This is a genomic window from Mycobacterium europaeum (genome assembly GCF_034555895.2).
GTDB lineage: Bacteria > Actinomycetota > Actinomycetes > Mycobacteriales > Mycobacteriaceae > Mycobacterium > Mycobacterium europaeum.
The window spans coordinates 3,289,969-3,307,524 of record NZ_CP157315.1; the positions used below are offsets into that span (position 1 = coordinate 3,289,969).

Annotated in this window: 16 protein-coding genes; 6 read left to right on the forward strand and 10 right to left on the reverse strand. The window is 68.1% G+C overall.

Translation table 11 applies throughout. The features are described 5' to 3' along the window. Positions 1-8: 8 nt before the first annotated feature. From U8D42_RS14895 to U8D42_RS14905, 3 genes are all read right to left on the reverse strand, one after another. Positions 9-1,115 (reverse strand): NDMA-dependent alcohol dehydrogenase, encoded by a 1,107-nt coding sequence (locus tag U8D42_RS14895; RefSeq protein WP_322859852.1) that lies wholly within the window; start codon positions 1,113-1,115, stop codon positions 9-11. Positions 1,116-1,131: 16 nt separating this feature from the next. Further along, positions 1,132-2,406, reverse strand: a complete 1,275-nt coding sequence (locus tag U8D42_RS14900; RefSeq protein WP_085238776.1) for a cytochrome P450 — start codon at positions 2,404-2,406, stop codon at positions 1,132-1,134. Positions 2,407-2,544: 138 nt separating this feature from the next. After that, entirely contained in the window at positions 2,545-3,843 is a 1,299-nt protein-coding gene (locus U8D42_RS14905; RefSeq protein WP_322859851.1) for a sensor histidine kinase, read from the reverse strand. A 36-nt stretch (positions 3,844-3,879) separates the two neighbouring features. On the opposite strand from U8D42_RS14905, the gene U8D42_RS14910 reads away from it, so the two are divergent. Next, positions 3,880-4,554, forward strand: a complete 675-nt coding sequence (locus U8D42_RS14910) for a response regulator transcription factor (RefSeq protein WP_085238778.1) — start codon at positions 3,880-3,882, stop codon at positions 4,552-4,554. Here U8D42_RS14910 and U8D42_RS14915 read toward each other — a convergent pair. Then, entirely contained in the window at positions 4,547-4,741 is a 195-nt protein-coding gene (locus U8D42_RS14915) for a ferredoxin (protein ID WP_085238779.1), read from the reverse strand. The two genes, U8D42_RS14910 and U8D42_RS14915, sit on opposite strands and share 8 nt — an antisense overlap. A gap of 158 nt (positions 4,742-4,899) precedes the next feature. Here U8D42_RS14915 and adhE point away from each other — a divergent pair, with 158 nt between their 5' ends. Continuing rightward, positions 4,900-7,533: a bifunctional acetaldehyde-CoA/alcohol dehydrogenase gene (gene adhE, locus U8D42_RS14920; RefSeq protein WP_322859850.1), complete on the forward strand. Its 2,634-nt coding sequence runs from the start codon at positions 4,900-4,902 to the stop codon at positions 7,531-7,533. On the opposite strand, the gene U8D42_RS14925 is transcribed toward adhE, so the two are convergent. Beyond that, entirely contained in the window at positions 7,518-8,474 is a 957-nt protein-coding gene (locus tag U8D42_RS14925) for an LLM class F420-dependent oxidoreductase (protein ID WP_322859849.1), read from the reverse strand. The two genes, adhE and U8D42_RS14925, sit on opposite strands and share 16 nt — an antisense overlap. Before the next feature lie 182 nt (positions 8,475-8,656). Here U8D42_RS14925 and U8D42_RS14930 point away from each other — a divergent pair, with 182 nt between their 5' ends. From U8D42_RS14930 to U8D42_RS14945, 4 genes are read left to right on the forward strand one after another with little or no spacing between them, the layout of a single operon-like run. Further along, positions 8,657-9,853 (forward strand): acetyl-CoA C-acetyltransferase, encoded by a 1,197-nt coding sequence (locus tag U8D42_RS14930; RefSeq protein ID WP_322860164.1) that lies wholly within the window; start codon positions 8,657-8,659, stop codon positions 9,851-9,853. A gap of 2 nt (positions 9,854-9,855) precedes the next feature. Beyond that, positions 9,856-10,632 (forward strand): enoyl-CoA hydratase/isomerase family protein, encoded by a 777-nt coding sequence (locus U8D42_RS14935; RefSeq protein WP_431523877.1) that lies wholly within the window; start codon positions 9,856-9,858, stop codon positions 10,630-10,632. After that, on the forward strand, positions 10,629-11,780 hold the full coding sequence (locus U8D42_RS14940; protein WP_322859847.1) for a CaiB/BaiF CoA transferase family protein: 1,152 nt from the start codon (positions 10,629-10,631) through the stop codon (positions 11,778-11,780). The genes U8D42_RS14935 and U8D42_RS14940 overlap by 4 nt, the downstream gene beginning before the upstream one ends. Before the next feature lie 12 nt (positions 11,781-11,792). Next, on the forward strand, positions 11,793-13,142 hold the full coding sequence (locus U8D42_RS14945; protein ID WP_322859846.1) for an acyl-CoA dehydrogenase family protein: 1,350 nt from the start codon (positions 11,793-11,795) through the stop codon (positions 13,140-13,142). Here U8D42_RS14945 and U8D42_RS14950 read toward each other — a convergent pair. The 5 genes from U8D42_RS14950 to U8D42_RS14970 all read right to left on the reverse strand — a co-directional run bounded on the left by U8D42_RS14950 (position 13,139) and on the right by U8D42_RS14970 (position 17,451). Next, positions 13,139-13,795: an MspA family porin gene (locus U8D42_RS14950; protein ID WP_322860163.1), complete on the reverse strand. Its 657-nt coding sequence runs from the start codon at positions 13,793-13,795 to the stop codon at positions 13,139-13,141. The two genes, U8D42_RS14945 and U8D42_RS14950, sit on opposite strands and share 4 nt — an antisense overlap. 485 nt (positions 13,796-14,280) lie before the next feature. Continuing rightward, on the reverse strand, positions 14,281-15,240 hold the full coding sequence (locus tag U8D42_RS14955) for a phosphotransferase family protein (RefSeq protein WP_322859845.1): 960 nt from the start codon (positions 15,238-15,240) through the stop codon (positions 14,281-14,283). Then, positions 15,241-16,041, reverse strand: a complete 801-nt coding sequence (locus tag U8D42_RS14960) for an SDR family NAD(P)-dependent oxidoreductase (protein WP_322859844.1) — start codon at positions 16,039-16,041, stop codon at positions 15,241-15,243. A gap of 46 nt (positions 16,042-16,087) precedes the next feature. Beyond that, positions 16,088-16,531: a DoxX family protein gene (locus U8D42_RS14965; protein WP_085238787.1), complete on the reverse strand. Its 444-nt coding sequence runs from the start codon at positions 16,529-16,531 to the stop codon at positions 16,088-16,090. Further along, positions 16,528-17,451 (reverse strand): alpha/beta hydrolase, encoded by a 924-nt coding sequence (locus U8D42_RS14970; protein ID WP_322859843.1) that lies wholly within the window; start codon positions 17,449-17,451, stop codon positions 16,528-16,530. Before U8D42_RS14970 ends, U8D42_RS14965 begins: the two co-directional genes overlap by 4 nt. Positions 17,452-17,556 lie beyond the last annotated feature (105 nt).

Here is a 17,556-nt window from a genome sequence, read left to right on the forward strand (position 1 = left end):
GGCCCGGTTCAGAACCGGATCAACCCGCGCAGATTCACGCCGGCATGCATGTCGGCGTAGCCGGTGTTGATGTCGTCCAGGGTGTACTCGCGGGTGACGAGTTCGTCGAGCTTCAATCGACCGGCCCGGTAGAGGTCGAGCATCCGGGGTATGTCGTGGCGCGGATTGGACGATCCGAAAAGCGATCCACGGACCTGCTTTTCGTACAGGGTCAGATCGAACAACGACATGTCGACGCAGGTGTCGGCCGGGTGCGGGATCGCGGTCATCACCACCCTGCCGCGCTTGCCGACCAGGCTCAGCGCCTGCGCGACATAGGCCCCCTCGGCCGAGTCGGCGCTGACCACGCAGACGTCGGCCATCTGGCCGCGCGTCAGGTCGGCGATCAGCTCTTGCGCCTCGGCCACCGTCGCCGCCGTGTGGGTGGCGCCGAATTCAAAAGAGCGGCTGCGCTTGTACTCGACGGGATCGAGGGCGACGATGACGCGGGCTCCGGCGATCCGCGCGCCCTGCACCGCGTTCATTCCGATCCCGCCCACCCCCATGACCACCACGGCATCGCCGTCCCGCGCCTCACCGGTGCGGACCATGCTGCCGTAGCCGGTCGTGACCCCGCAGCCGACCAGCGCGGCGGTGTCCAGCGCGGTGGACGGGTCCACCTTGATCACCGAGGCCAGCGGCACCACCGTGTATTCGGAGAACGTTCCCAGCACGCACATTTGGCCGAGCCCTTGGCCTTTGGCGTGGAACCGGAACGTGCCGTCGAGTTGCGGTCCGGCGATGATGGCGGCCCCGAGCACGCACAGGTTGCTCATGCCGCGCGAACACGGTTCGCATCGACCGCAGGCCGGGATGAAACTCAGCGCCACCGAATCGCCCGCGGCGACGTCGGTGACGCCCGGGCCGACCTCGACGACCACGCCGGCGCCCTCGTGACCCCCCACCACCGGCAACTGCATCGGCATGTCCCCGGTGATCAGGTGGTCGTCGGAGTGGCACAGGCCCGCGGCCGCCATCTTGACCAGGACCTCGTTCTCCTTGGGCCCGTCGAGGTCGACCTCTTCGACCTCCCACTTCTGGTGCAGCCCCCACAACACCGCGGCTTTGGTCTTCATCGAAAACTCCTCGAGGTCAGCGCTTCTCGGGCGTCCAGGTCGCCGGCAGGCTGTTGACGCCGTTGATGAAGTTGGCCAGGGCGTATTGCGGCTCCGGCGCCGAGATGTCCGGGATGCGGGTGTAGACCTCGGTCAGCAAGGCCTTGAGCATGGTGCGCGCCAGCGCCGCGCCCAGGCAGAAGTGCGGCCCACCACCGCCGAAGGCGATGTGCGGGTTCGGGTTTCGCAGGATGTCGAACGAATGCGGATTGTCGAAGACGTCCTCGTCGCGGTTGCCGGAGTAGTACCACAGCACCACCTTGTCGCCGGCCTTGATCTCGGAGTCGCGGACGGTGATGTCCTGGGTGGCGGTGCGGCGCATGTGCAGCAGCGGCGAGCCCCAGCGCAGCACCTCCTCCACGGCGGTGCCGACCCTGCCCTCGACGTCCTCGACCAGCAGCGCGCGCTGCTCGGGGAACTTGGAGAGGGCGGCGATGGCATGTGCGGAGGCGTGGCGGGTGGTGTCGTTGGACGCGACGCCCATCAACACGAAGAACGCCTTCAGCTCGTCGTCGGTCATCTTCTTGCCGTCGAACTCGGCCTGCACCATCCAGGTCATCAGGTCGTCGCCGGGATTGGCCCGCCGCTGCGGGATCAACACCGTCGCCACCTCGTGCAGGTCCATCACGGCGCCCATGAACAGTTCCAGTTCGCTCTGCTCGCCGCGGATGTTCGGGTCCGTCCACCCCACCAGGCGCTGGGCGGCCGTGACGGCCTTGTCCCGCAGATCGCCCTCGGGCAGCCCGAAGAAGCTGCCGAAGATGCGGCCCGGCAGCTTGACCGACACGAGTTGGACGAAGTCCCCTGCACCGAGGTGCGCCATCTCGCTGACCAGGTCGTGGGCGTGGCCCCGGATCCAGCCTTCCAGGCGGCGCACGTTCTTGGGCTTGAAGGCTTCCGTCGTGATGCCCCGCAGCTGGGTGTGGCGCGGGGCGTCCATCGCGATGAACGACTGCGCGATCTCCACCGCCTCGGGGGCGAAGTCCTCCATCGTGATGCCCTGGGCCGAAGAGAAGATCTCCGGGTGGCGGCTGGCCATCCGGATGTCGTCTTGCTTGGTCAGCGACCAGAATCCCCTGGTGTTGAGTTCGGGGGGCAGCAGGTCAGACTCCGCGGGACGGCTCCACGGCACGGGGTTCTCCGCGCGCAGGACCGCGAAGGCGGCGTCGCGCTCTTCCGGGGGTTTCGCCCAGAACTCGCGGGCGCTCAGGTCGATGTCCTTGTGGGTGGGCGCGGTCGTGGGAGCGGTCATCGTGGGGGCCTTTCTGGCGGTGTGCTGTGGTGCACGTCACCGCCGCTTCGCACCCATGCTGGCCAGCGCGAGGGCGGCGCGGCACTGACCCGAGTGCCAATCGCTGGCCTGCGCGGGCCAGCGCGCGGGACTGCCCGGTCAGGCGATCGGCGCGCGGAAGGTGGCGATCAGGCCGCCGCCGTCGCGCGCGGCGAAGTCGACCCGGCCACCCATCGCCTCGGCGATCTGCTGCACGATCCACAGGCCGAGGCCCGCGGTGCCGCGTTGGCCGCCGGCGCTGACGTATTTGGCGGTCAGCTCGCCGAGGTTTTCGGCCGGGATACCCGGGCCCCGGTCGGCCACCGTGAAGACCACCTCGTCGCCGTCGCGTGAGCAGGTGACGTCGACCGGTTCCCGGCGGCCGTGCCGGGAGGCGTTCTCCAGGAGGTTGGTCAGCAGCCGGCGCAGCCCCTGGGCGTTGACGGTCACGGCGCCGACGTCGCCGCCGACGCTCAGCCGCAACCGCGGTGCCGCGAGGCCGACGGCGTCGGCGGCGGCAACGATGAGGTCTGCCACGTCGACCCGGCGGACCCGGCCGGCCGAGAACGTCGGCCGGCGACTCAGCGCGACATCGGAGAGGGCATCGAGCATGTCGCTCAGGTGATGCACGTGCCGGGCCACCAGCTGCAGACTGGTGTCCCGATCCGCCTGCGACATCGGCGGCTTCGCGGTCAACGCCTCGGTCAGCGCCTCCAAAGACGTGACGGGAGTGCGGAATTCGTGCACCAGCACCTGCAGGCCGTCCTGTTGGGACTGGTAGGACCGCAGCAGGCGGGCCCGCAGGTCACGCTCCTCCTCGGCGGCGGCGTGCTCGGCCTCGGCTTCTACGAGCGCGCGCACCCGGGAGCGGTGTTCGCGTTCGGCGAGCGCGGACAGCCCCGCGGTGATGATCGCGACGAAGAGCAGGTACACCGCCCACCAGCCGGCCTGTAGCGCCGGAGCCGGGCTGACCGGCCGTTCGGGCGACGAGATCAGCGCCACGAGGATGTAGGCGGCGCCCAACAGCAGCGCGACCAGCAGGGTCTCGCCGAAGGAAAGGCGCGCCGCCGAGGCGATGACGGCCAGCGCCAGCACCGCGACCACGGGGCTGTAGACGCCCCCGCTCAGGGCGATCAGCGCCAGCGTGAACGCCGAGTCGAAGGCGGTGACCAGCCACGAGTACCGGGTGCGCCGGACCTCCAGCTGCGGATAGGCCATCACCACGGCCGCGTAGACCATCGCGCCGGCCAACACCGCGACGGTGGCCGCCGTGTGCTGACGGACCCACTGGGGCCCGATCGCCAGCAACACGCCGATCGAGATGACGACGGCAACCCGTACCGCCACCACGGTGCGGGCCAGGCCGTAGTCCTCGCCGTCGAAGTCCACCGTGGTCCTGAGCTGATCGAGCGGTCTCACCCGGCTGACCATAGAGTTCGCGCTAGCATCGCGGCAATGACTCGCTCGCCGTATGTCGTGGTCATCGTGGACGACCATGAGCTATTCGCCCAGGGCCTCGCCCTGTTGCTCACCCGCGAGTGGGGCGAGTTGTTCACCGTGGGCGGCCAGACGACGTACGTGGAAGAGGCCGCCGACCTGGTGGCCCGCTGCGATGCCGATGTCGCGATCATCGACCTGTCGATGCCGCCGCTGGGCGGGGTCGCCGCCATCCGGCACATCAAGGCGCGCCGCCCCACGACCCGGATTCTCGCGCTGTCGGGGACCGAGGACCTGGCGCTGGCCGAAGAGGCGTTACGCGCCGGCGCGGACGGCTTTCTGCCGAAAACCGCGAGGCCCGAAGCGCTGGCGGGACCGTTGTGGACGATCGCGGAGGGCTTGCGGGTCGTCGACGGCGCACTGCTCGACGCGCTGCTGAGCAACACCCGCAAGCCGCCGTCCGAACTGCTGGACAGCCTGTCCGCCCAGGAACTTCAGCTTTGGACGCTGCTGGCGACCGGCGTGGAAACGGGCGACATCGCCCAGCGGATGCTGGTGTCGGAGCGCACCGCCAAACGTATGGTGGCCGCGCTGCTGCACAAGCTCCGGGTCAGCAACCGGGTTGCGGCCGCCGCGTTGGCCGGGCGTTACCGGCTGCTCGATGACGTCGCCGAAACCAACCGGATCAGTTGAGGATTCGGATCGCCTGCGCGGGGCACATCGCCGCCGCGCGGATCAGCCGCTCCCGATCGGCTTCGGGCGGGTCCGGCTGCAGAACCACCACTTGTTCGGCACCATCGGGAATGTCGAAAACGTCGGGGGCGGCCAGCAGGCACTGCCCATGGCCCTCACACAGGCCGAGGTCGACGGTGATGTGCATGGGCGCCAGTATCGGCGATCGCCATGCCCCGCCGGCGGCCCGCTTGCGCCAGAGTTGGCCTGCGCGGGCCAGTTGGTCGAGGGCCTTTCAGCCCTAGGCGCACGGCGTCGCTTCTGCTCATTCTGGAGCCCTCCGTGTCCCCCATCGAAAACGCGATCATGACCACTACGCCAACCCAGCCCACCTCCTCAGTCGCAGACCCCTTGGTCGGCGAGCAGCGCAGACACGAAGTCGACGCGATCGTCGGCAGGGCGGCCACGGCGGCCCGCGCCTTCCGCAACCTCGACCAGCAGCAGGTCGATGCGATCGTCGAGGCGATGGTGCGCGCCGGGGTACGGGCCGCGGGGGAGCTGGCGAGCGTCGCGATCGAGGAGACGGGTTTCGGCGTCTTCGAGGACAAGGTGGTCAAGAACTATGTGGCCACCGAGTTCCTGCACGACTACCTGCGTGGCAAGAAATCGGTGGGGGTCATCGACGAGGACGTCGAGCACAACATCACCTACGTGGCCGAGCCGATCGGGGTCGTGCTGGCCATTACCCCGGTGACCAACCCGACGTCGACGGTGCTGTTCAAGGCGATCGTGGCCGCCAAGACCCGCAACGCCATTCTCTTCCGGCCGTCACCGTATGCGGTGCGCTGCTGCGAACGCAGCCTGGAGGTGCTCCGCACGGCGGCCGAAGCGGCCGGGATGCCACCGGGGGCGCTGCAGGTCATCCCCGACGCCGCACACGAGGTCACCCACTATCTGTTCAAACACCCCGGAGTCGATTTCATCTGGGTGACCGGTGGACCGAAGATCGTCGCGCTGGCGAATTCGGCCGGAAAGCCGGGCCTGTCGGTCGGTCCCGGGAACGCACCGATCTACATTCACAAGACGGCGGACCTCAAGGGCGCAGTCGTCGACATCCTGATCTCGAAAACCTTTGACTCCTCGGTCATTTGCCCGGCAGAGCAAACCTGCGTCATCGACGACGAGGTGTATGACGAGATGATGGCCGAGTTCCAGCGGCTGGGCGCCCAGGTGCTCACACCGGACGAGGCGAAGGCGTTGGCGGAGTTCGCGTTTGGCTGCGGTGACAAGATCTCGCTCGACGCGGTCGGACAGAAGCCGTCGGAGCTGGCCGCCCGGGCGGGCTTCAGCGTGTCGCCGACCGTGAAGGTGCTGCTGGCGCAGCTGCCCGCCGACTTGGACGAACTCGCTTCCCATCCCCTGTTGCGGGAGAAGCTGATGCCGGTGCTCGGGGTGGTGCGGGCACGCAGCGTCCAGCACGCCATCGACGTCGCCGTCCTGGTCACCGAGCACGGGGGTCTGGGCCACACCTCGGCGGTCTACGCCAACGACGAGGACGTCATCGACGCATACGGCCTGGCGGTCCGGACCGGTCGCATCCTGGTCAACGCCCCCACTGCGGTCGGGGCCCTCGGTGGGGTCTACAACAACCTGACCCCCACCTTCTCGCTGGGTTGCGGCACGTGGGGCGGGTCCAGCACGACGGAGAACGTGAACTACCGGCAGCTGCTGAACATCAAGACGGTCTCGCGGCGCCGCACCCCGCCGCAATGGTTCCGCGTCCCGTCCAACACCTACTTCAACGAAGGCGCGCTGGACAACCTGCGCGAACTCGACACAGAGACCGTCGTCGTCATCACCGATGCGCTGACCGAGGAGCGCGGCGTGGTCGAGGCGTTGCGCGGCAAGTTGCGCGCCCAGCACGTGCAGGTGTTCAGCGAGGTGACGCCGGAGCCCGACGAGGCGACCATCCGCCGTGGCGTCGCGCTGCTACAGCGGGTCCAGCCCGATCTGCTGATCGCCGTCGGCGGCGGCTCCGTGCTCGACGCCGGCAAGGCGATCCGGCTGTTCTACGAGCACCCGGAGAAGAGCCTCGACGAGTTGACGATGCCGTTCCTCGATCCCCGCAAGCGCGTGGCCGACTATCCGGTCGACCGGCATCGCGTCCAATTAGTCGCCGTCCCGACGACGTCGGGCACCGGGTCGGAAGTCTCGCCGGCGGCGGTGCTGACGGTACGCGGCAAGAAGGAAACGCTCGTCGACTACAGCCTGGTGCCCGATCTCGCGATCGTCGACCCGGTCCTGACGTCCTCGATGCCGCAGCAGCTGACCGCCGACACGGGCATCGACGCGCTGACCCACGCCCTGGAGGCCTGCGTCTCGATCTTCGCGTCGCCCTATACGGACGCGTTGTGCGCCCAGGCGGCACGGCTGATCTTCGACGCGCTGCCGCGATCGTTCGAGCATCCGGACGACCTGTCCGCGCGAACCGACATGTCCAACGCGGCAACCCTTGCGGGGCTTGCCTTCTCGAATGCCTTCGTCGGGACCAACCATGCGCTCGCCCATGCCGTCGGCGCCAGATTCGGGATCTCGCATGGCCGGGCGAACGGGATATTCCTGCCGCATGTGCTGCGCTACAACGCCAGCCTGCCGAGCAAGTTCATGCCCGCGCCCGGCTACTCCGCCTACGTGGCGCCGGACAAATACGCGCAGCTCGGCCGGCTGATCTTCGGTGGCCATGAACCAGACGAATGCCGCAGTCGGTTGTTTCGCGGCGTCGACGATCTGCTGAACCGGCTGAACATGCCGCGATCGCTGCGCGAACACGGCGTCGACGAGGGGGAGTTCCTGGCGGCACTGCCCGCGTTGGCGATGACGGCATTCGAGGACCTGAGCAACCGCACCAATCCGCGGATGCCGTTGGTCAGCGAGATCACCGCGTTGCTTCGGGCGGGCTTCTACGGCGATGCCCAAGCGGAGGCTCAGCCGCGGACCTGAGGCAGCACGTCGCGCTCCCACACCGCGAAGAAGCCGTCCTTGTCCGGCCCGATCTGCTGCACGTACACCTCGTCGATGTCGGCGTCGAGGTACTTGCGCACCCTCGCGACATGTGCGTCGGGGTCCGGTCCGCAGACCACGGCTTCGGCGACCTGCTCGGGCGTGACGAGCGACATCAGCGCGGCAAAGTCCTTGGGGCGCGGCAGGATCTGGGCGGACTGTCCGGGCAGGGCATCGTTGCCCCACAACCGGTGCGCCGTCGTGAGCGCGGCGTCGGCGTCGTTGTCCCAGCTGACCTTCATGCCTGCCTGAACCGGCTTGTCCCCTCCGCCGGCCTCCCGAAAGGCTTTCACCAAGTCAGCCTCGGGCGTCACCAAGACGAAGCCGTCGCCGATGCGCCCGGCCAGCTCGGCGCCCTGCGGCCCGAAGCCGGACACGTAGATCGGCACCGGCCGCTCGGGCCGCGTGTAGATGCGGGCCTCCTGCACCTCGTAGTGCTTGCCGTGGTGACTCACCTCGTCCCCGCGGTGCAGCAGGCGGATGACGTCGACCGCTTCCTCCAGCATTTCCTGGCGCACGCCCACCGACGGCCAGGGGTCCCCGAGGATGTGTTCGTTGAGCGCCTCGCCGCTGCCGACGCCCAGCACGAAGCGGCCGTCGAGCTGAACGGCGGCGGTCGCCGAAGCCTGCGCGATGATCGCCGGGTGCGTCCGGATCGTCGGGCAAGTCACGGCGGTGCTGACCGGCAGCGACGTCGCCTCCGACAACGCGCCGATCACGCCCCATACGAACGGGCTCTGCCCCTGCTCGTCGTTCCACGGGTGGAAGTGGTCGGAGATCCACAGCGCGTCGAACCCGGCGGCCTGGGCGCGCTTGGCCTGGTCCACAAGTTCTTTCGGGCCGTACTGCTCACTGGAGAGGAAGTATCCGATCTTGGTCATGCGGTGCGGGCTACCCGATGCGCGCCGGCTTATGCGCTGCTGCCCACCCGGCGAGAATAGCTTCGCCAATTTGGAGAAGGTAGTTCTCCACAGCCGAGAGACGAATTACGATACCGGTGATCCGTGAGGTCATCGCCCCCGAACGATGGGAGTCCGTCATCGACGCCTGGATCCTCGATGCAGTGCGCACGCCCCGCGGCCGAGGCCGCCCCGACGGCGGACTGCACGCCGTCCATCCGCAGACCCTGTTCGCCCGTTGCCTCACCGCGCTGGCCGAGCGGATCGGCTTCGAGCCGGCCGACGTCGATGACGTGGTCGCGGGCAACGGCATCCTCAGCGGCGACCACGGCGACGACATCGCGCGCCTGTCGGTTCTGCTCGCGGGGTGGCCCGAGACCGTGCCGGGGATGACGCTGAACCGATTCTGCGGATCGGGCCAACAGGCCGTCACGGTCGCGGCGTCGTCGATCGCGGCCGGCAACGAGAATCTGGTGATCGCCGGCGGAGTCGAATCGATGTCCCGGTGGGACGCCACCGTGGGAATCCCGACGATCGACGGCCACAACCCCGACTTCCGGGCGCGGTACCCTACTGTCCCCCAAGGCATTTCGGCGGACCTGATCGCCACGCTGGAGGGCTTCACCCGCGAAACGGTCGACGCCTACGCCGCGCAAAGCCAGAGCCGCGCCGCCGTGGCGATCGACGAGGGAAGGTTCGCGCGTTCGCTGGTCGACGTCCCCACGCCCGATGGCCCTTTCGGACGCGACGAACATCCCCGCCCCGGCACCACCACCGAGACGTTGGCGCGCCTCAAGCCTGCCTTCGCCGCGATGGGCGACACCCGCGCCGACGGTGAGCAACGCACCTTCGACGAGATCTGCCTTCAGCGCTACCCCGGCATCGACCACATCGATCACGTTCACCACGCGGGCAACTCTTCCGGGGTGGTCGACGGGGCCGCCGCGGTGCTGGTCGCCTCCTCCAACTGGATGCACGCCCATGGCGTCACCCCGCGCGCTCAGGTGCGCGCCGCCGCGACGGTCGGCAGCGAACCGATCATCATGCTCACCGCGCCCGGACCGGCGGCCCAGCGATGTCTGGAACGCGCCGGCATGACGGTGGCGGACATCGACCTCTGGGAGATCAACGAGGCCTTCGCCGCGGTTCCGCTCAAGACGGTGCGCGATCTCGACATCGATCCCGAGGTGGTCAACGTCAACGGTGGCGCCATTGCCCTGGGCCACCCCATCGGCGCCACCGGGGCGATGCTCATCGGCACCCTGCTGGACGAACTCGAGCGCCGCGACCTGTCAACGGGTCTGGTGACCATGTGCACCGGCGGCGGAATGGGTACCGCAACCATCATCGAGCGAGTGTGACCATGCCGAGCGCGCTGGAGCTCGAGCGGCCGTGCGACGGGGTCGCCGTGCTGCGCCTGAACCGCCCGAAGCAACTCAACGCCATCAACGAGGTGATGCAAACCGAATTGGGCCAGATGCTGGCCGATTTCGCCACCGACCACTCGGTGCGTGCCGTCGTGCTGACCGGTGCCGGGCGCGGCTTTTGCGCCGGGATCGACGTGCGCGACTTCGGCCCTTCGATGCTGGAGGCCACCGCACCCGCGCTGGATCGGATGCGCTTCCAGGAGCGGATGGCCGCCCTGGCGGAAGAAGTCCGGGCCTTGCCGCAACCCGTCGTCGCCGCGGTCAACGGCCCCTGCGTCGGAGCCGGACTCGCGCTGTGCCTGGCCGCCGACATCCGAATCTGTTCGCAGAACGCATCGTTCGGCAATGCCGCCATCCTGCTCGGGCTCTCCGGCGCCGAGATGGGGATGAGCTACCACCTGCCGCGCATCGTCGGCACCAGCGTGGCCGCCGACTGGATGCTCACCGGCCGCACGGTTTCGGCCGCCGAAGCCGATCGGCGCTGTCTGGTCAGTGAGGTGGTCGAGCCGGATCGGCTGGCCGAACGCGCGGTCGAGTTGGCGGCGCTGATAGCGAGCCATTCGCCGCTCGGAGCGCAACTGACCAAGCGTGCGCTGCAGGTCAACACCGACGCCGCGAGCCTGTCGGCGGCTCTGGAGCTGGAGAACCGCAACCAGGTGATCTCGCACGCCACGGACGAGGCGGCCGAGCGCCGCAAGAAATGGTCGTCGTGACCGGACCGCTGCGCGGCGTGCGCATCGTGATGATGGGCGGCCTGGGGCCCGCCCCGTTCTGCGGAATGCTGTTGGGCGACTTGGGCGCCGACGTCATCCGCGTCGACGGCCTTCCCGGTGTGGACGGTCCGCTCCCCATCGATTACTCGGTGCGTCGTAGCCAGCGGTCGCTCGCCGCCGACGTCAAGGATCCACGCGGCAGGGACCTGGTTCACCGCCTGGTCGCCGACGCGGACGCCTTCGTTGACGTGTACCGGCCCGGAGTGGCCGAACGACTCGGCATCGGCCCCGATGCGCTGTGCGAGCGCAATCCCCGCCTGGTGTACGCCCGCATGACCGGGTACGGCCAGGACGGGCCGCTGGCCGGGCACGCCGGCCACGACATCAACTACATCGCCCTGGCAGGTGCCCTGCACGGCATCGGCACCGCCGAATCCCCGGTGCCGCCGCTGAACCTGGTCGGGGACTACGGCGGCGGCGGCATGCTGCTGGCGGTCGGCCTGCTGAGCGCGATCCTCGAGGCCCGCGAATCCGGCACCGGTCAGGTGCTGGATGTCGCCATGGTCGACGGGGTCGCCACGCTGCTGGCGCCCTATTTCGGGATGGTGCCCGCCGGCACCTGGCGCGACCGACGCCACGACAACCTGCTCGACGGCGCCGCCCACTTCTACGGCGTCTACGCCACGGCAGACGGCGGTCATTTCGCCGTCGGCGCGATGGAGCCGAAGTTCTACGCGGAGCTGTGCGATCGTCTGGGCGTCGACGTGCCCCACGATGAAGACGCACCGCAGACGTGGGCCGCCCACCGGGCCACACTGGCCGCCCGCTTCGCCGAGAAATCGCGTGAGGAGTGGGCGCGGCTCCTCGATACGCCGGGATGCTGTGCGACACCGGTCCTTTCGCTGTCCGAGGCGCCGCGGCACCCGCATCTTGCCGCGCGGAAGACGTTCATCGACATCGATGGCATCACCCAACCGGCGCCGGCGCCCCGGTTCTCCCGTACCTGGCCGGCGACCCCCACTTCCCCCTCGCTTCCCGGTGACCACACGCGCACGCTGCTGCGCGAAATCGGGTTGGACGACAACGCCATCACCGCGCTCGAGCGCGCGGGCGTGGTGGCCCAAAGCGGCTCAGAGTCAACAACCTAGAGAGGACGGCGCATGTCGTGGGACTTCTCCACCGACCCCGAGTGGGCGCGGCAACTCGAGTGGGTCGAGGACTTCGTGCGCGAAGAATGCGAGCCGATCGACATGATCGTCAAGGAGTCGCACGATCTCAACGACCCGGTGCGCCAGGCGCTGATCCCGCCGCTGCAAGACATCGTCAAGGAGCGCGGCCTCTGGGCCACCCACCTCGGACCGCACCTCGGCGGACCCGGCCACGGTCAGGTGAAACTGGCCCTGCTCAACGAGATCCTGGGCCGCTCGGAGTGCGCGCCGATCGTCTTCGGCTCCCAGGCTCCCGACTCCGGCAACAGCGAAATCCTGGCCCACTACGGCACCCCCGAGCTCAAGGCCCGCTACCTGGAGCCGCTGCTCGACAACCGCATCGTTTCCTGCTTTTCGATGACCGAGCCGCAGGGCGGTGCCGACCCGAAGGTCTTCCGCACCACCGCCGTGCCCGATGGGGATCACTGGATCATCAACGGGGAGAAGTGGTTCTCCTCGTTCGCCTCGATGGCGTCGTTCCTGATTGTGATGGCCATGACCGATCCCGACGCGCCGCCCTACCAGCGTTATTCGATGTTCGTCGTTCCGGGCGACACTCCCGGCATCAACGTGCTGCGCGACGTCGGGCTGGGTTACCAACCGCTGGGCGGAGGGCGCGAGGGCTACGTCCGCTACGAGAACGTCCGCGTTCCGGCCGATCACATGCTGGGCCCGCGGGGTGGCGCGTTCGTGGTCGCGCAAACCCGCTTGGGCGGTGGGCGGATTCACCACGCGATGCGCACCGTCGGCCTGGTCCGCCGAATCTTCGACATGCTCTGCGAGCGCGCCGTGTCGAGATACACCCAGGGCGAGGTGCTGTCCAACAAGCAACTCGTTCAGGAGATGGTCGCCGACTCGTGGATGGAGATCGAGGCCTTCCGGCTGCTCACCCTGCAAACCGCTTGGAAGATCGACCAATTCAACGATTATCAGGCGGTGCGTGCCGATATCTCGGCGGTGAAGGCGATGATGCAGAAGGTCCTGCACGACGTGTCGGCGCGGGCGCTGCAGCTGCACGGGTCGCTCGGCACCACCCACGAGATGCCCTTTGTGCAGCACTTGGTGGAGTCGTTCGTGCTGGGCCTTGCCGACGGCCCGACCGAGGTGCACAAGGTGACGCTGGCCCGGCTGCTGTTGAAGGACCGTGAGCCCGCGCCCGATCTGTTCCCGTCCGAACATTTACTGCGGTTGCGCGCGGCCGCGGAAGCGAAGTTCGCCGACAGGCTGGCCGGCATCCCCCGCGGCGTGGCGATCGCTAGCGCGGCGGAGCCGGGCGAAGCGGGTCGCCACCATCGGCCTTAGACCGATTTGGTGACGCCGACGTACGACAGCACCACGTCGGACAGGTCGGTCATTCGGGTCAGCACCGCGTAGGAACGGATGAAGGACTGGCCCACGCACCCGTCGATCTTGATGTGGAAGTTGCTGATCATCACCCAGGGATTCGCACCCTTGAAGTTCTTCTTGATCACCGGCACCGTGAGGACGAGGCCCGGTTTCATTCCGATGCTCATCACGCCGTTCATCGGAGTCGAAACAAACGGCAGCAGGGGCGGCAAGGTACCGGTGGTGTCGAAGGTCGGGCTGACGCCCGGGATGATGCCGGCACCGCCCTCCATGATCACGCCGTTGGAGGTGCTCATATCGATCCCGCAGCCGATCTGATAGCCCACTTCCAGGATTCCGTGGGGCTCTTCGGGTCCTTTCAGGAAGCCGACGTAGATGCCGCTGGCCATGTATTCGCGCGACGCGATGGACGTGGTCAGCGGCGCCACCGGAACTTGCGCCTCGTCCTTGGCGCCCAACCCCAGGGTCCAGCCGTCGGGAGTGTTGAGCATGACGGGGGGATTCGAGGGCACCGCACCCCCGGCCGGTGCCGAAGCTGCAGCGGCAGGCTCGATCTCGGGACCGTCATCGGGATCAGCGGTCGCCACCGGCGCCGCGACCACAGCCATGACGAGGCAAACGGCGACCACCAGCGCGCGACGAACGACCACGGCTACCGGCCTCACGCACGCCAAGGTACGCACTTGCCGATTCGAGTCGCGAAATTTGCTGGGCGGCCGATCGAAGTTGTTGTGTGTTCGTGACCCTTATGCGATATGGACACCGTAGGTAGAATTAGGCGCAGTTAGCCAGCATTTCAGGCAGACGACCGAAGGGCCAGATGATGAAGCGTAGGTATGCTGCTCTACTCATCGTGGGATTGACGGCCCTTGCAGTTTTAATAGGCGGCAGCGGATTTTCGGTCGGAAGGGCCCTCGCGTCTCCGGACCCAGGCCAGGTGGACGACATCCCGACGATCGACGAATGGCAGATCCAGTACCCGACCACAATGACGAACCCATACGAAGATTCGGTCGGCACGTCAGGTGATTGGGGTGGCGTCGGAATGTGGTGCCAAAATCTCCACGCCAACTGCAGCTGATCGGGTGCCCCGCTAACCCAGCAGTGACCGCGCCCGGGCCAGCAACCTCGGGAGCGTTGCCGCCATGGCCTCCAATTCCGGCCGCGGACTGCGCCGTCGCCGGTTGTGTTTGACGATCAGGGACCACGTCGCGGCCGACTTGAAGCACGCGAGCGCCTCGAACCAGCCCAGGTCGGTGACCTCGCGGCCCAGCCCTTCTTGGTAGATCTCGGCGAGTTCGGCCACGGACGGCACCATGCCGGTCGACCCGGAAAAGCGCCCGTAGGTGTCGGGGTTGCAGTTGATCAGAAACCAGCCGGCGTCGATGCGCGGATCGCCCACCGACCAGATTTCCCAGTCGATCACCGCGTTGATGCCGGATCCGGCGGCCAGCAGGTTGCCCAGCCGGAAATCACCGTGGACCACGCTCGGCCGCATCGCCCTTGGGGCACAACTCAACAACGCGTCACCTACCGTCGGCCAATCGGGCACCAGCGTCGCGTCCACCGTTCGCAGCGTTTCGGACCACCGCCGGACCTCGGCGCCCGCATCGACGGTCGGTTCGTCATCCAGGCCGAGCTCACTCGGCGACAGGCCGTGCAGGACGGCCATGGTCCGGCACGCGTTGCGGTACCGCTCGGGAAGCGTGGGCGAAGCGGCGCAACCGTCGAAAAGTGGTTCCACACAGTCGCCTTCGACGTGCGACATCACGAACAAAGGCGGTATGCGCGGGGGGTCCGCCGGGTCCTCCCGCAGCACCTCCGGCACCGGAACTCCCGTTCCGGCAAGCGCCTTGATGATACGGGCCTGACGCAGTACGTCGCGGTGACCGACCGGGTCGACACCGGGTGGAGCGACCTTGATCACGACCGGTCGCCCGCCAAGGTCCCCGCTGAACGTCAGGCTGGAGGCGCCGCCGGTCAGTGGGGCAATGCCGGTGACGCCGGCACCGCCCAAACGCCGCCGCAGCTCGTCCGAATCGAGCTCGGCCATTCAGTCGGCGGACTTTGTCCAGCCCACCTCGGCGAGGAAGGGCTGGGTGTGCGCGATGCGGCCGGTCAGGATTTTCGGATCACCGGTACACAGCCGCAGGGCGGTCTCGGTGATCAGTTCGATGTCCTCGGTGTCGGTCTTGGCCAGATCGAGGGTGCCGGCCCCGGGTGTGGCCACGGGATTGCTGGGCGCGGCGGCGTTGACGGCGATTCCGTCGTCGTACAGCTCGGCCGCAAGGCTTTTCGTCAGCCGGTTCAGCGCGGCCTTGACCGTCCCGTAGATGCCGAAGCCGGCTGTGCGGTCGAACTCGGAGAACGGCGGCCCCGGCGGCAGGTCGCCGCCCACCGAGGTGAGGTTCAGGATCCAGCCCCTCCCGCGCTCGCGCATCGCGGGAATCGCCAGCTGGCTCAACTGCAGAGGACCGAGGACGTGCATCTCGATCATCAGGCGGGCCCGCCGTTCGGGAAATCCGTCCAGGGAACGCAGGAAGGTCACCGCCGCGTTGTTGACCAGAATGTCCGGAGGCCCGACGGCGCTGACCACCTCGGCGAAAAGCCTTGCCCGCTCCTCGGATTGGGACAGATCGGCCTGGACCGCGACGGCCTTGCCGCCGCCGGCCACGATCTCGTCCAGGGTTTCCCTCAGCGACCCCCGGTACTTGGGGTCAGGGTCCATCGTGCGGGCGGTCAGCGCGACCGTGGCACCGTGTGCGGCGAGCCGTGCGGCGATCGCCTTGCCCAGCCCGCGGCTGCTGCCGGTGACGAGAGCCACCATCCCCTCGCAGCTTTGGTCGACGCTCATCTTCGGCCCTCCTATGGAAATAGCTTCTCCGTATCAGAGAATGCCATTATCGAGGCTTGGCCGAAAGTGCCGTCCTGGCGCGCACCGCGTCGATCGAGTAGTTCCCGCCCCCCGCGAAGACCAGCAGCAAGAACGCGAAGCAGAACAGGATCGCCAAGGCCCCACCGTTGCCGGCCGGCGGATCGGCGACGGGCCACAGCGCTTGGGGTTGGTGGATCCAGAAGTAGGCGACCGCCATCTGCCCCGAGGCCACCAACGAGACGGCGCGGGTGAACAGGCCCGTGCCGATGAGCAGACCCGCGACGACTTCGATCAACCCGGCATACCACCCCGGCCAGGAGCCGAACTCGACGCGAACCGGCGAACGGACGGGCCAATCGAACAGGCTCCTGGACCCGTATGCGGCGAAGAGCAAACCGTAGACGACCCGAAACACACTCAGCACCGCCGGGGTGTGGCGATCCAGTCGCCGGCCCAGATCCGCTGTCACGACTGCGAGGTTACGGTCGCGGCCCAGTCGAGCAGGCGCCGCCAAAGCCGATGGCGGCTCGAGGCCATGTTGTGGCAGTGCGCGCTGTCGGCCAGAACCAGCGTGGTGATGTCCGGGCAACTGCGATACAGGGCGGCTTCGCCGCGCGGGTCCGGTGAGACGTCGACGACGCCGTACCCGATCAACACGGGGACGTCGATCAGTGCGGCGTGGTCGGCGACGACCCCCGGGACCATGGCGGTGCCGAACACTCGCGGCACCATCGACTTGGCGACGACGCAGTCCGCCGCCACGACGCCGGCCGGAACGTCGGCCAGGTGGAACCAGCTCTGCAGGTGCTCACGGGGTCCCTCGAAGTAGGGCTCCGGCAGGGCGGACAGGATCTCCCGGGCGAGTTCGGCGCGTCCCCGCGCGGTTGCCGACCGGGCGATGAACGCCGGATCCAGGTTCAGCGGCGCGACGTGCTGATTGGTGCACCCGAGAAGGGCCAGTGCGGTGAAGCTGGAGAACAGCGCCTGCTGCGTGATTGCCAGGTAGCCGCCGAGGGAATGGGCCACCGTCACCGGAGGTGCCTGGATTCCGGTCCTCTCGGGCAACGCGGAGACGGCGTGGGCGAGCGCCGCAGCGATGTCGCGGAATCCGAAATCGCCTGCGGGTTGGGAGCTCTCACCGGTGCCCAGCGGGTCGATGGTTAGCACGGCGTAGCCGTTTCCGGTGGCGAACTCGGCGAAGCTGTAGCCGTGATGGCCGGGAATGCACAGGTCCCAGTAGTCGCGGCTGTAGGTGCCGCCCGGCAGACAGACCAGCAGGCCCACGGTCGCCCCGCCGGTGCGCGCGGGATAGTAGGTCGCCGCCAGGGATGCTTGCTCCCCGACCGCTTCGCTGACGTCGAACCGCAACGCCCGAGCGGGAGAGTTCATAGGGCGCTCATGTCCTCGTCTTCCTCTGCGTGCCGGCCAGACCGGTCACCACGCGATGCGGTCCGTGGTTGCGCCATTTCGGCGTAACGTCATACTCGCGTACAT

Bases quoted from the DNA above. Each gene is read 5' to 3' on its own strand.
- U8D42_RS14895 (WP_322859852.1), bottom strand. From the start codon at position 1,115: ATGAAGACCAAAGCCGCGGTGTTGTGGGGGCTGCACCAGAAGTGGGAG.
- U8D42_RS14900 (WP_085238776.1), bottom strand. From the start codon at position 2,406: ATGACCGCTCCCACGACCGCGCCCACCCACAAGGACATCGACCTGAGC.
- U8D42_RS14910 (WP_085238778.1), top strand. From the start codon at position 3,880: ATGACTCGCTCGCCGTATGTCGTGGTCATCGTGGACGACCATGAGCTA.
- U8D42_RS14915 (WP_085238779.1), bottom strand. From the start codon at position 4,741: ATGCACATCACCGTCGACCTCGGCCTGTGTGAGGGCCATGGGCAGTGC.
- adhE (WP_322859850.1), top strand. From the start codon at position 4,900: ATGACCACTACGCCAACCCAGCCCACCTCCTCAGTCGCAGACCCCTTG.
- U8D42_RS14925 (WP_322859849.1), bottom strand. From the start codon at position 8,474: ATGACCAAGATCGGATACTTCCTCTCCAGTGAGCAGTACGGCCCGAAA.
- U8D42_RS14935 (WP_431523877.1), top strand. From the start codon at position 9,856: ATGCCGAGCGCGCTGGAGCTCGAGCGGCCGTGCGACGGGGTCGCCGTG.
- U8D42_RS14945 (WP_322859846.1), top strand. From the start codon at position 11,793: ATGTCGTGGGACTTCTCCACCGACCCCGAGTGGGCGCGGCAACTCGAG.
- U8D42_RS14950 (WP_322860163.1), bottom strand. From the start codon at position 13,795: ATGGCTGTGGTCGCGGCGCCGGTGGCGACCGCTGATCCCGATGACGGT.
- U8D42_RS14955 (WP_322859845.1), bottom strand. From the start codon at position 15,240: ATGGCCGAGCTCGATTCGGACGAGCTGCGGCGGCGTTTGGGCGGTGCC.
- U8D42_RS14960 (WP_322859844.1), bottom strand. From the start codon at position 16,041: ATGAGCGTCGACCAAAGCTGCGAGGGGATGGTGGCTCTCGTCACCGGC.
- U8D42_RS14970 (WP_322859843.1), bottom strand. From the start codon at position 17,451: ATGAACTCTCCCGCTCGGGCGTTGCGGTTCGACGTCAGCGAAGCGGTC.